General features: G+C 38.5%; 12 protein-coding genes. 7 read left to right on the forward strand and 5 right to left on the reverse strand.

The features are described from left to right. The first annotated feature begins 33 nt into the window (after positions 1-33). The 7 genes from ESV24_RS05755 (at position 34) to ESV24_RS05785 (ending at position 7,094) form a co-directional block, all read left to right on the forward strand. Positions 34-1,092 (forward strand): 3-oxoacyl-ACP synthase III family protein, encoded by a 1,059-nt coding sequence (locus tag ESV24_RS05755; protein ID WP_111814536.1) that lies wholly within the window; start codon positions 34-36, stop codon positions 1,090-1,092. 143 nt (positions 1,093-1,235) lie between these two features. Next, entirely contained in the window at positions 1,236-1,757 is a 522-nt protein-coding gene (locus tag ESV24_RS05760; protein ID WP_111814534.1) for a class I SAM-dependent methyltransferase, read from the forward strand. After that, complete coding sequence (locus ESV24_RS05765) at positions 1,757-2,611, forward strand: glycosyltransferase family 2 protein (RefSeq protein ID WP_111814532.1); 855 nt, start codon at positions 1,757-1,759, stop codon at positions 2,609-2,611. Before ESV24_RS05760 ends, ESV24_RS05765 begins: the two co-directional genes overlap by 1 nt. 125 nt (positions 2,612-2,736) lie before the next feature. After that, positions 2,737-3,843, forward strand: coding sequence for an alkaline phosphatase (locus ESV24_RS05770; RefSeq protein ID WP_111814530.1), 1,107 nt, complete (start codon positions 2,737-2,739; stop codon positions 3,841-3,843). Positions 3,844-3,911: 68 nt separating this feature from the next. Further along, positions 3,912-4,652 carry an MlaE family ABC transporter permease gene (locus ESV24_RS05775; protein WP_111814528.1) on the forward strand — a complete coding sequence of 247 codons (741 nt, stop codon included), beginning with the start codon at positions 3,912-3,914 and terminating at the stop codon, positions 4,650-4,652. Further along, positions 4,649-5,413 (forward strand): ABC transporter ATP-binding protein, encoded by a 765-nt coding sequence (locus tag ESV24_RS05780; RefSeq protein WP_111814526.1) that lies wholly within the window; start codon positions 4,649-4,651, stop codon positions 5,411-5,413. Before ESV24_RS05775 ends, ESV24_RS05780 begins: the two co-directional genes overlap by 4 nt. A gap of 67 nt (positions 5,414-5,480) precedes the next feature. After that, positions 5,481-7,094 carry an FG-GAP-like repeat-containing protein gene (locus ESV24_RS05785; RefSeq protein WP_111814524.1) on the forward strand — a complete coding sequence of 538 codons (1,614 nt, stop codon included), beginning with the start codon at positions 5,481-5,483 and terminating at the stop codon, positions 7,092-7,094. Positions 7,095-7,184: 90 nt separating this feature from the next. Here ESV24_RS05785 and ESV24_RS05790 read toward each other — a convergent pair whose 3' ends face one another. The 5 genes from ESV24_RS05790 to ESV24_RS05810 form a co-directional block, all read right to left on the reverse strand. Then, a complete protein-coding gene (locus ESV24_RS05790; RefSeq protein WP_111814522.1) occupies positions 7,185-8,621 on the reverse strand; it encodes a DUF389 domain-containing protein in 1,437 nt (478 codons plus the stop codon). Then, positions 8,622-9,701 carry a mannose-1-phosphate guanylyltransferase gene (locus ESV24_RS05795; protein WP_111814520.1) on the reverse strand — a complete coding sequence of 360 codons (1,080 nt, stop codon included), beginning with the start codon at positions 9,699-9,701 and terminating at the stop codon, positions 8,622-8,624. A gap of 149 nt (positions 9,702-9,850) precedes the next feature. Then, positions 9,851-10,447: a SprT-like domain-containing protein gene (locus ESV24_RS05800; RefSeq protein WP_111814518.1), complete on the reverse strand. Its 597-nt coding sequence runs from the start codon at positions 10,445-10,447 to the stop codon at positions 9,851-9,853. Between the two features lie 3 nt (positions 10,448-10,450). After that, positions 10,451-11,131 carry an SDR family NAD(P)-dependent oxidoreductase gene (locus ESV24_RS05805; RefSeq protein WP_111814516.1) on the reverse strand — a complete coding sequence of 227 codons (681 nt, stop codon included), beginning with the start codon at positions 11,129-11,131 and terminating at the stop codon, positions 10,451-10,453. A gap of 57 nt (positions 11,132-11,188) precedes the next feature. Then, positions 11,189-12,916 carry a pyruvate dehydrogenase complex dihydrolipoamide acetyltransferase gene (locus ESV24_RS05810; protein WP_111814514.1) on the reverse strand — a complete coding sequence of 576 codons (1,728 nt, stop codon included), beginning with the start codon at positions 12,914-12,916 and terminating at the stop codon, positions 11,189-11,191. Positions 12,917-12,918: the final 2 nt, after the last annotated feature.

Below are 12,918 nucleotides of genomic sequence, written 5' to 3' on the forward strand. Positions count from 1 at the left end.
ATTTTCCGTATTTTTAACGAAATTTTTTGAGTTATGAATGTCAAGATAACAGGCATAGGAAGTTATATTCCAAGCGAGATTGCAAAGAATGAACAATTCGGTAACCATCATTTTTACAATGAGGATGGCACCCGTTTTGGTCAAGAAAACGAGACTATCATAGAAAAATTTAAGGCTATTACAGGGATTCACGAAAGACGTTACATTCCAAAGACAATGGCTACTTCAGATATAGCTTCATTTGCTGCCGAAAATGCAATAAAAAATGCTGGAATAAATAAAGAAGAACTTGATTATATTATTGTCGCTCATAATTACGGCGATGTAAAGCATGGTTCCGTGCAAAGTGATACCGTCCCCAGTATTGCAACACGCGTAAAGCACAATCTAAAAATCCAAAACCCAACTTGTGTGGGCTATGATATGCTTTTTGGTTGTCCAGGTTGGATTGAAAGCATGATTCAGGCCAATGCGTTTATAAAAGCAGGAATTGCGAAAAAATGTTTGGTTATAGGAGCAGAGGCACTTTCCCGTGTTGTAGATCCACACGATCGCGACTCTATGATTTATAGTGATGGCGCAGGTGCCGCAGTAGTAGAAGCTACTGAGGAAGCGGGCGGAATTTTAAGCCACTTTAGCGCAACTTATGCTTTTGAGGAGGCGCATTTTATCTTTTTTGGAGAAAGTAATAATCTAGCAAAAAAGGATAACCGCCGCTACATAAAAATGTATGGTCGGAAAATTTATGAATTCGCACTAAGCCACGTGCCTGATGCAATGAAAACGTGTTTGGAAAAAAGTGGAGTAGGCATAGACGAAGTGAAAAAAATCTTTATCCACCAAGCGAACGAAAAAATGGATGAAGCCATCGTGAATCGATTTTATAAACTTTACAATAAAGCTACGCCCGATAAGATCATGCCCATGAGCATTAACAAACTTGGCAATAGCAGCGTGGCAACAGTACCAACGCTGTACGATTTAGTATTGAATGGCGAACTGCAAGGCCACTCCATCCAGAAAGGCGATGTTGTAATTTTTGCAAGCGTTGGCGCTGGCATGAATATTAATGCGATTGTTTATAGGGTCTGAATTATTAAAGAATTATAAAAAGGACTTTAGACGAAAGGATTTATGACGTAAGACAAAATATTTCAACTTTATTTAGTCCTATATCTTATGTCATTCAATCCTACGTCCGTAATAGAATATTTTAAGTCTAACGATTCAAATAAATGTACGAAGGCAAATTTCCAAAGAAAAGATACAAACACACGCTTCAGCTTTTAAATGAGCTTATATCCAAAGAAGAAAAAATCCTTGATTTGGGCGTTTCCAATCCCTTTTCAGAAATACTTATAAAAGAAGGCTTCAACGTTACAAATTCAAAAGGTGAAGATCTTGATCTTGAAACAGATGTTGTAAAAACTGAAGAATACGATGTGGTCACCGCTTTTGAAATCTTTGAACATTTAGTTTCGCCTTTTAATGTTTTGAACGATATAAAAGCCAAAAAATTGATTGCTTCCGTACCATTAAAACTTTGGTTCGCTTCAGCATATAAAAGTAAAACTGATAAATGGGACCGCCACTATCACGAGTTTGAAGATTGGCAATTTGATTGGCTGCTCGAAAAAGCTGGCTGGCGAATTGTGAAAAGCGAAAAATTTACCAATCCCGTAAAGAAAATAGGGATACGGCCAATCCTGCGTAAGTTTACTTCACGCTATTATTTGGTTTATGCGGAAAGGATTTAATGAATTTCTACATCGTCATACCTGCCCATAACGAAGAAGCATTTATTGGCAAAACGCTTCAATCCATTGTTGAGCAAACAATTCTTCCAAAGAAAATAATTGTTGTTAACGACGCTTCAACCGATGGTACTCAAAAAATAATTAATCAATTTTCAGAAAAACACACTTTTATTGAGAGCGTCTTTCACAATTCTAAAGCAATTCACAAACCAGGAAGCAAAGTAGTGAGCGCATTTTATAAAGGACTTGAAAACCTTGACAATGACTTTGACCTCATCGGAAAATTTGATGCAGATATAATTTTACCTCGCAACTATTTTGAAAAGGTTTTAAAGCTATTTAATTCCGATGAAAAAATAGGCATCGCTGGCGGTAATCTTTATGTTGAAAAAGGAAATAACTGGGAATTCGAGGCTATTTCAGAAAAAACAAAAGTACGTGGCCCAATAAAATTATACCGGAAAAAGTGCTTTGAAGAAATAGGCTGCCTCAAAAAGTCCATCGGATGGGACACCGTGGATGAGCTTCTGGCGCAATACCACGGCTGGAAAATAAAAACTGACACTTCGCTACAAGTAAAACATTTAAAACCTACTGGCAAAGTTTACTCCAAGAGTTCAAAGTACAAACAGGGCGAAGCTTTTTATAAAATGCGCTACGGTTTCTGGCTTACAGTTATCGCTTCGGCAAAACTGGCTTCCAAAAAGAAAAGCTTCCAGTTCTTTATAGATTGCTTAAAGGGATTTCAAAAAGCAAAAAAAAGCGACTTAGCATATATAGTTTCAAAGGAAGAAGGTGCGTTTATTAGAAAGCTTAGATGGGATAATATTAAGCGCAAGGTTGGGATTCGTTAATTCGGGATTCGTTAAATTGAACTTTTGAATGCTTGCACTTCATATTTCAAACTTCCCAACATAACAACATCTCCTTAACACTCCAAGTAGATATATTGCCTATTTTTGCAAATAAAAATTTAAGCATGAATATTAAGCTTTTCCTCCTCTCAATTATCCTTTCTTTTGCGCTCCTTTTAACTTCTTGCGTTTCTGTTCAGGTAAAAGACAATACGGTTTCTACGATTTCCTCGGAAGTAAAAAAACCAAAAAATATTATTCTATTAATAGGTGACGGTATGGGTTTAAGCCAAGTTTCCACAGCTATTTACTACAAAGATGGCAAACCAAATTTTGAACGTTTCAGCACTATCGGACTAATTAAAACTTCTTCCGCCAGTGATCTCGTTACCGATTCTGCCGCTGGAGCTACCGTTTTTTCTGCTGGCGTAAAAACATATAATGGCGCAATTGGAGTTGACAAGGACACCATCCCAGTGCCTACAATTATTGAGCAATTATCTAAAAGAGGCTTGGCGACGGGTATCATCTCAACTTCTTCCATTCAGCACGCAACACCTGCAAGTTTTTATGCACACGTAAAAAGCAGAAGAATGTATGAGGAAATTACTGAGTTTGCCCCAAATTCCGGCGTAAATTTTTTTGCCGGTGGCGGACTCAAATTCTTTAATAAAAGAAAAGACGGCAAAGATTTATTGGCTGAAATGAGAGCCAAAGGCTACGAGGTTATAATAGACCAACTTCCAAAAACTCCCAGCGAAAAACATGAACTTATTTTACTTGCCGAAGACGCAATGCCCAAAATGAGTGAAGGTCGTGGCGATTTTCTTCCGAATGCAACGAAACTAGCTTTGGAGAAACTCTCAAAAAACGAAAAAGGCTTTTTCCTAATGGTGGAAGGCAGCCAAATAGATTGGGGTGGCCACAATAATGACGCAGATTACCTAATTAAAGAATTGCTTGATTTCGATAAAACTTTAGGCGTCGCTCTCGACTTTGCCAAACAAAATGGTGAAACTCTAGTAATTGTTACCGCAGACCATGAAACGGGAGGTTACTCCCTGTCTTCAGACGGTAGCGACTATAATAAAATTAAACCTTCCTTTTCCACTACCGGTCATTCCGGCACAATGGTTCCTGTTTTTAGCGAAGGCCCAGGCGCATCATCTTTTAATGGAATTTTCGAAAGTATCGAGATCTATCACAAAATGATGGCGCTATTTAATAAATAAAAGCTAAAAAAAGCTTTTTAAAAAATCCGTGCGCTAATTTTAGTATTTTAGCCGTAGCTATCTTTTTTATGAAGTACTTACAAGATATTGGTTCCTATTTTTTGATGCTCAAAAAGGTGTTTGGTAGTTTTACCAAAACATCTGTGCTGCGGCATTTAATTTTCAAGGAAATCAACGACCTCATCGTTAGTTCTTTGGGCATCGTTGCCTTTATATCCTTTTTTGTGGGAGGTGTTGTGGCAATACAAACTGCCCTGAACATGGACAATCCCATTATTCCAGATAGCTTGATAGGCTTTGCAACACGGCAGTCGGTAATATTAGAATTCGCACCTACCTTTATTTCAATAATTATGGCTGGAAAAGTGGGCTCTTTTATAACCTCCAGCATAGGCTCTATGAGGGTTACGGAACAGATTGATGCGCTGGAGGTTATGGGGATCAATTCTCTCAACTATTTAGTTTTTCCTAAAATAGTTGCCTTAATGTTCTATCCTTTCGTAATCGTTCTTTCCATGTTTCTTGGCGTTTTTGGCGGTTACGTTGCTGGGGTTTACGGTGGTTTTACCAGTTCTTCCGATTTTATTTCAGGGGTACAGCAAGATTTTATTCCCTATCAATTGTTTTACGCATTTTTCAAAACTTTCGTTTTCGCCTTTATTCTCGCTACGGTTCCTTCTTGGCAAGGATTTTATATGAAGGGCGGCTCACTGGAAGTAGGGAAAGCCAGTACTAACTCCTTTGTGTGGACCAGCGTGCTTATTATAGGCGCAAATTATATAATAACCCAACTTCTTTTAAGCTCATGATAAAAATAGAAGACGTACATAAAAGTTTTGGGGATGAAGAAATTCTGAAAGGAATAACTACAGAATTTGATAAAGGAAAAACCAACCTCATAATCGGCCAGAGCGGTAGCGGTAAAACGGTTCTGCTTAAGTGCCTTATAGGTCTTTTTAAGCCCGAACAAGGAAGAATATATTACGAAGACAGAGCCATTCAGGATATGGACGACGAAAAGCAACGACAGCTTCGGGAAGAAATTGGTATGCTTTTTCAAGGAGGAGCATTGTTTGACTCAATGAACATTGAAGAAAATGTGATGTTTCCGCTGCGCATGTTTACCAAACAGAAAAAAGCAGATATGGTTGATAGGGTGAACCAAGTATTAAAACGCGTTAACCTTGAAAACGTAAACAAAAAATTTCCAGCGGAAATCTCTGGCGGAATGCAAAAGCGAGTCTCTATTGCTCGGGCAATTGTAAACAAGCCAAAGTTTCTATTCTGTGACGAACCAAACTCAGGCCTCGATCCAAAAACGGCCACATTGATAGATACGCTTATCCAAGATATTACGCATGAGAATAATATTACCACAATTGTGGTAACTCACGATATGAATTCTGTAATGGAAATTGGTGAGAAAGTAGTTTTGTTAAAACAAGGAAAGCTTGTTTGGCAAGGCACCAATCAGGAAATCTTCAAAACCGACAATGAAGATGTAACTAGTTTTGTATATTCTTCAGATCTTTTCAAAAAAATTAGGGAAGTACAATTGAAAGAAGGATAATTTTTCTTCATATTCCTCTAATTATCAATTATTTTACATTATTTTTAGTCCTCTAATCTTAATTATCATGATAAAAAAACTACTACTATTCAGCACATTTTTGATAGGTGGCACCTTAATGGCGCAAGTTACATTTACCAACCAAAGCGGACTGATTGGCAATTACGAAGACAATTCTGAAGTAGCCGTTGATATGAATGGCGATTATCTAGATGACTACGTTCGTGTATCTTCAAACGGAATCGGAATTGATTATCAACTTGCCGACCAAACCTTTAATTCTGTTTTTATCTCCATGCCCATCCAGAATATTCCAGATTGGAGCGTGGCCGCCGGAGATATTGATGGTAACGGTTTTAATGATCTATTTCTCGGTAACGGCTCACGAGTTTCCTTTTTATTTGCAAATGAAGATGGTACCGCCTACACCGAGCTAACAAAACCGGATTATATTTTTTCACAAAGATCTACGCTGGCAGACATAAATAACGACGGCCTTCTGGATGCCTTTATTTGCCACGATATAGACTTAAGCCTTCCATTCCGCAATGCCGGGGGACAAAATATGGTTCTGGATCAAACATTGATTCAAACTCTTGACAGACCTGGCAACTACGCCGCAATTTGGGTAGATTATGATAATGATGGCGATACAGATATGTATTTAACAAAATGTCGCGGTGGTGCTTTGCCCGGCGATGAAAATAGAGATAATGCCATGTACACCAACAATGGCGATGGTACTTTTACCGAAAACGGACTTGATATAGGGATGCGCGATAATGCACAATCTTGGTCTACCGTTTTTGAAGATTTTGACAATGATGGTGATTTTGATGCCTTCATAGTAAACCACGATTTTCAAAACCGATTGATGCAAAATGACGGCACCGGGATGTTCACTGACGTAATTGCAGATTCTGGAATAAATCCAACCGATCTTGGCGCCTGGGAAAACCAATCTGGCGATTTCAACAATGACGGTTTTGTGGATATTTTTTCTGAAATGTCCAAGGAACTTTATCTCAACAATGGCGATATGACTTTTACTGGCCAAGACCTTAATTTTGACGAGGGCGGAATTGGCGATTTCAACAATGATGGTTTTTTAGATGTAGTTAATGACGGAAATCTCTATATTAATGACGGTAACGCTAATAATTGGGTTAAAGTTGGTTTAGAAGGAGTGGAAAGTAACAAGAACGGAATTGGAGCAAGAGTGAAAATAGTGGGAGATTGGGGCACGCAAATGCGCGAAGTTCGCTCCGGTCAAGGTTTTAGCCATATGAATTCTCTGTTGGCCCATTTTGGAACTGGCACTAGTTCAACTATTGAAACATTAATAATTGAATGGCCCTCTGGAACTATAGATGTTTTCCAAAATCCAGACATAAATACAACGCACATTATTGTGGAAGGAAGCGGCCCATTGGCAGTAACCGATTATGAGATAGAAGGACTAAAGATTTATCCCAATCCTACTACGGCAATGCTGAACTTTTCATTTCAAGGACTTGAAAATACCCCAGTACAAATTATAGATCTTACCGGAAAAGTGATATTAAACACGAAAGTTTCTAATGAAGGTTCTATAAATGTAGCATCCCTTACCAACGGTGTTTATTTTGCTATGCTGCAGGTGGAAAAGAAAACCACAAGTTATAAGTTCATTAAAAATTAAGCATTTTTTTAAAAGTAGAATCCACGAATAACGTATAAGTTTATTCGTGGATTTTCTATTTCTTACAAACTGAAAAAGCTGCCGAGTTATCTAAGGATACTCGCTCACTTGAAGGGTATCCAGCTTCATTTTGAACTTAATCCAAGCATCTATTTTTTTCAAATCTGCTTTTCGCTCCTTGTATGGAACATTCTTTTTCCAACGAATATTAATTACGGGCAGCGTATCTGTATCCTTAAAATTTGTAGTTATTTTATTTGAATAGCTGAATGTTTCAACGTTATCATAATTTATTTTAATCTCTTCACTCAATTCCTTAAAAGGTACATTTTGTACTTTCAAAAGCGCCAGCTCATTTTCCAAAAACCTTATTTTTTCATCTTTGCCTTGAATAATCTGCTCGTTCTTCACATACAAATCTTCAAGTATTCCGGCTTTAATCTCACCGGAAAGCTTCGCAGCCATTTCCCCGCTCTGGTCGGCACCTTGATAGATGCGCAGCTGTGTTTGCTCCAAACTTTCAGTAGTTTCCATTTCTTTTAGCCACTCGTCTATTTTATTTTGTGGAACGGGGCGGCCAATTAAATACACGTCTATATTTTTCGACTTATAATCCTGTGTAAATTTCACTACTTCGGCACCATCATAATTAATAACGTTTTTTACGAACTCTTTGGTTTTATTTTCAAAAACTTGTTCTTCCAATAATTTGATGAATAACCAAACACTAGGCACCATAACTGCAATAGCGATTAATGACGCAATCTGTGCAGTTCGTTTTCTGCGTTTGCTATTGGCATAACGCACCAGCGGAAATTGTAATATTTTTGACACTATAAATGTGGCAAGTGCAATAAATACCGCATTAATGGAAAACAAGTATAATGCACCAAGCGCATAAGAGCCGTTCCCGATCGCCAAACCGTAACCCACGGTACACAAAGGTGGCATTAATGCAGTAGCAATTGCTACCCCAAAAATTACACTGGCAATCGTTCCGCTTTTTGTTTTTGCAACAATTAATCCCAGACCTCCAAAAATAGCTATCAAAACATCCAATATAGTTGGATATGTTCTGGCAATTAATTCTGGCGTCTCTTCGGTTAGCGGTGAAAGTTTAAAGTAGAGAAAGGCTGTAAGCACACTCAAAAAAACCATCACCCCAAGATTAATGAGAGATCGTTTTAACGTATCCACATCATTGATGGCAACGGAAAGTCCAATACCTACAATCGGGCCCATTAATGGCGAAATAAGCATCGCTCCAATAACTACGGCGGTGCTACTCACATTAAGTCCAATGGAGGCTACGAAGATTGAAAAAATAAGAATCCACGCTGTATGTCCTTTAAAAGAAATATCCTTTTTTACAGCTTCAATGGTTGCATCGCGATCAGTTTCGGAACGAATATCAAAAAGTTCACTCAGGAATTTCTTAATGCTCTGCCAGGTATTGAGCTTTACGTTCTCAAACTCTTCATCGTTCGGTGTAATCTTAATGTCGTTATTATTTTCTGATGTGCTCATTTACAAATATTTTTTTCCGAATTTATTTGAAACCTCTTTCAACAATTCCTTAATTTCCTGTTCTTTCTTCTTCGGAAATAGTAAAAGGACGTCCTCTTTATCCACCACAATATAGTCTTCAATGCCGTCTAAAACAACTAGTTTTTTTGAATCGGTAAAAACCATATTGCTTTTTGAGTTCATCAGAAGTGTTTCAGCATTAACTACTGCATTTTGATTTTCATCTTTCTCCAATTTATCGTAAAGTGCACCCCAGGTTCCCAAATCGTTCCAATCAAACGTAGCTTTTTTCACAAAAACATTTGCCGCTTTTTCAAGAATTCCGTAGTCTATGGAAATATTTTCTGCTTCGGGATATTTTTTATCGATAAAATGCCTTTCTTCGGAAGTATTTAAAACATCAACCCCTTTTGAAAATAAAGAATTCATTTCAGCTAAATGCTTTTCAAAGGAATCAACAATACTTTTAGCGCTCCAAATGAAGATTCCCGCATTCCAAAGAAAATTTCCAGCGGCCAGAAACGCTTTCGCAGTTTCATAATCGGGCTTCTCTCGAAATTGTTTCACTATTTTTATTTCGGAAGCATCGCTTTTATCACTTTCAATATATCCATAACCAGTGTTTGGGAAAGTTGGCGCAACGCCCAAAGTAAGCAAAACATCCTCTCGTTGGGCAGCATCAAAACAGGTTTGCACATCACTGGCAAAAGCAGTTTCATCCTCAATCCAATGGTCGCTTGGCGCTACCAGCATGAGTGCTTCTGGATTTTCTTTTCTAATTTTTAAAGCTGAAAGCAAAATACACGGCGCGGTATTGCGCATTGCAGGCTCTAGAACCACTTGTTTTTCTGAAATTTCTGGCAGTTGTTTTAGCGTAATCTCCAGATATACAGTATTGGTAAGAATGTATATATTTTCTGAAGGGATAATTTTATTGAGCCTCGAAAAGGTTTTTTGCAGCAAACTTTGCCCAGTTCCCAACATATCCTGAAATTGCTTTGGAAATTCTTGGGTGCTCACGGGCCAGAATCGTGAACCAATTCCACCAGCCATAATTACTGCGTAATAATTTTTGTTCATTTAAAAAAGTTTAAAATTCTGGAGTTTAAGCGTTTAATAGCTCAGATAACTTTTTAAAAACCTTTAGCTTTTCAGATTTCTATTTCATCAATTTGAATTATATACAGTTTATAAACTCTTAAACATATAAACTTATAAACTCTCTCAACTCATTTTAAAAATTCCACCTCCGCATTCGGGTTAAAAAGATACGTTCTTCCAGTGGCAACCTCCAAACATTCAAACCGTTTTACACGCTGTTTTCCACGTTTAAAAATTTTACCATTGTACAATCTAAAATGACCTCCGAAGGGGATTTCAAAGATATAGTTTTTATCGTTCTCGGGGTCAAATTGCTTTAATGCCAACGCCAATGCCGCATCCGTATCGCTCGAAGCTTTGGGGTTTTTGAAATGACGTGCTAGTAGTGGCAACAATTCATTTGGAAAAATGGTTGGCCTTAAATAGGGAAGCATCAATAGCTGAAAGGTACGCTTCCATTCCAGACCGTGTGGCTTTATGTGTCTTCCATGTTTTATAAAAGCCTCTAAATGTGCTATTTCGTGAACCAGCGTGATCAAAAACCGATACTTATTTAAAGAGGCATTTACTGTAATTTGGTGTTGTCCATTGGGCATTTTCCGATAATCGCCATGGCGAGTCACTCGCTCATTCACAATTTTAAGATGTACATTGTGAGTTTTTATAAGCTCAAAAGCAGAATCTACGGAAGCTTGTGGAATGTATTTTTCGAGGATTTCAGTCATAAACTATGGGGTTGTACTCGAAACCTGCAGTATTTTCCCATTGTAAAATTTATTCCCGCTAAGGGAAAAATCCAAAATATACTCTGCCATTTCCGTTGCAGAAAGTGGCGCTTTAAACCCAGGGAAAGCTTCTTCAAGCATTTCAGTTTGCACTGAGCCAAGGGCCAAAACGTTGAATGATGGGCCTGTTTCTTTGTATTCTTCCGCTAGCAATTCGGTTAAAGTGATGACTGCTCCCTTGCTACTGCTGTAGGCGCTAAGCCCCGGAAATTTAACACTGCCCTGTATTCCGCCCATGCTGCTAATATTTACAACATGTCCGTCAGTTTTCATAAATGGCAATGCTGTTTTTATTAAAGAAGCAACGCCAAAAACGTTCACGCCATAACTTCTTTTAAACTCTTCGGCAGTTATTTCGGCAAAAGGTTTGTTTACCAAAAATCCTGCGTTGTTTATTAAAACATCCACAGTTTTCATAGCTTTTTGCAGATAGGCTGAAAGATTAACTACTTCAGGTTCATTTGCAATATCAAATTCCAATGCGGTTACGTTTTTCAGTTTTAAGTCTGAAACGGGTTTTGAGTTTCGCGAAAGCGCTAAAACGTTATGGCCAGCTTCTGAAAAAAGTTTTACCATTTCGAAGCCAATGCCACGGGAAGTACCTGTAATTATTACGTTTTTCATGTTTTTAAATAGACCGTTTTGTAAGCGCGCGATTAATCGCGCGCTTACTGCAATAGGTTACACAAACATCGTCACAGGATTTTCAATATACTGTCGCAATGTTTGAAGGAATTTCGCTCCCGTTGCACCGTCAACGGTTCTGTGGTCGCACGCCAAAGTTACCATCATCGTGTTTCCAATGGCAATCTGTCCATTTTTCACAACTGGCTTTTGAACAATTGCGCCAACGGATAATATAGCAGAATTAGGCTGATTTATAATGGAAGTAAATTCGGTTATCCCAAACATTCCAAGATTTGAAACTGTGAACGTACTGCCCTCCATTTCCTGTGGAGTAATTTTTTTGTTACGCGCTTTTCCGGCAAGTTCTTTTACCTGCCCGCCTATTTGCGAAAACGTCATTTGGTCTGCAAATTTAAGTACAGGAACCAACAATCCTTCATCAACCGCAACTGCAACGCCTATGTGAATATGTTTTGCAATTTTTGTAGCTTCTTGCGTCCATTGGCTGTTTACTCGCGGATGTTTTCTTAAAGCCATCGCACAAGCTTTTATAACCATATCATTGAAGGAAATTTTCACATCCGGATCGGCATTTATTGCTTCGCGAGCAGCGATTGCTTGATCCATATCCAACTCAACTGTCAAATAGTATTCCGGCGCTGAAAATTTGGATTCGCCCAAACGTTTTGCAATTGTCTTGCGCATTTGGGAATTTTTCACCTCCTCAAAACTTTCAGTTCCTACGGGAACGTAAGCTTGTTCGCCGCCAGCAGCTGGTTGATAGTTTTCAATATCGCTTTTTACAATACGGCCGTTTTCACCACTTCCACGAACTTGGCGCAAGTTGATTCCCTTCTCTTCTGCCAATTTTTTGGCCAAAGGCGAAACGAAAATACGTCCTTCGTTTGTAGTGTGTGTCGCTTCTGTTTTGTTTTCTGAAACAGTTTCTTTTTTTGTCTCTTTCTCTTTGGAAACATCTTTTGAAGGCTCTTTGATATCTTCTTTCTCCTCATCCTCCGAACCTTTAGCGGAGGAGGACCCATCTTTGAAGTTTTCAGCAACCCCAGAAACATCCGTTCCTTTTGGGCCAATGATTGCAAGCAAGGCATCAACCGAAGCTGATTCGCCTTCGCCCAGACCAATCTTTAAAAGCGTTCCTGAGTAGAACGATTCAAATTCCATGGTGGCTTTATCGGTTTCAATTTCTGCGAGAATATCTCCCTCTTCCACTTTATCGCCTTCTTTTTTCAGCCAACTAGCAACAGTGCCTTCAGTCATCGTATCGCTCAAGCGTGGCATTGTAATTACCTGAACACCTTCAGGTAGTTCAGACTTTCCTGAGCTTTTAGAAGAGCTGGATGATTGCTTTTTTTCATCTGAAGAATTTTCAGATTCTTCTTCGGAATCCTTTTCTTCGGAAGCCTTTTCGGAAGTGTCATCATCATCATCCTTTTTCTTAGTTTTTGTATTATCGTCCTTGGAATCATCTTCCTTTGATTTTTTTTCGGAAGATTTTCCTTCTATCAAATCTGAAATATCCTCGTCCTTTTTTCCGATAATCGCCAAAAGTGTATCTACCGGCGCAGTTTCGCCTTCATTAATTCCTATGTGAAGCAATGTTCCTTCATGGAAAGATTCAAACTCCATGGTGGCCTTGTCCGTTTCAATTTCGGCAAGAATGTCACCTTCCTTTACAGTATCGCCTACTTTTTTAAGCCAGGTTGCTACCGTTCCTTCTTCCATCGTGTCGCTCAAACGCGGCATGTTTATTACTTCTGCCATTG

It is taken from the genome of Aequorivita lipolytica (assembly GCF_007997135.1).
GTDB lineage: Bacteria > Bacteroidota > Bacteroidia > Flavobacteriales > Flavobacteriaceae > Aequorivita > Aequorivita lipolytica.

Bases quoted from the DNA above. Each gene is read 5' to 3' on its own strand.
- ESV24_RS05755 (WP_111814536.1), top strand. From the start codon at position 34: ATGAATGTCAAGATAACAGGCATAGGAAGTTATATTCCAAGCGAGATT.
- ESV24_RS05760 (WP_111814534.1), top strand. From the start codon at position 1,236: ATGTACGAAGGCAAATTTCCAAAGAAAAGATACAAACACACGCTTCAG.
- ESV24_RS05765 (WP_111814532.1), top strand. From the start codon at position 1,757: ATGAATTTCTACATCGTCATACCTGCCCATAACGAAGAAGCATTTATT.
- ESV24_RS05770 (WP_111814530.1), top strand. From the start codon at position 2,737: ATGAATATTAAGCTTTTCCTCCTCTCAATTATCCTTTCTTTTGCGCTC.
- ESV24_RS05775 (WP_111814528.1), top strand. From the start codon at position 3,912: ATGAAGTACTTACAAGATATTGGTTCCTATTTTTTGATGCTCAAAAAG.
- ESV24_RS05780 (WP_111814526.1), top strand. From the start codon at position 4,649: ATGATAAAAATAGAAGACGTACATAAAAGTTTTGGGGATGAAGAAATT.
- ESV24_RS05785 (WP_111814524.1), top strand. From the start codon at position 5,481: ATGATAAAAAAACTACTACTATTCAGCACATTTTTGATAGGTGGCACC.
- ESV24_RS05790 (WP_111814522.1), bottom strand. From the start codon at position 8,621: ATGAGCACATCAGAAAATAATAACGACATTAAGATTACACCGAACGAT.
- ESV24_RS05795 (WP_111814520.1), bottom strand. From the start codon at position 9,701: ATGAACAAAAATTATTACGCAGTAATTATGGCTGGTGGAATTGGTTCA.
- ESV24_RS05800 (WP_111814518.1), bottom strand. From the start codon at position 10,447: ATGACTGAAATCCTCGAAAAATACATTCCACAAGCTTCCGTAGATTCT.
- ESV24_RS05805 (WP_111814516.1), bottom strand. From the start codon at position 11,131: ATGAAAAACGTAATAATTACAGGTACTTCCCGTGGCATTGGCTTCGAA.
- ESV24_RS05810 (WP_111814514.1), bottom strand. From the start codon at position 12,916: ATGGCAGAAGTAATAAACATGCCGCGTTTGAGCGACACGATGGAAGAA.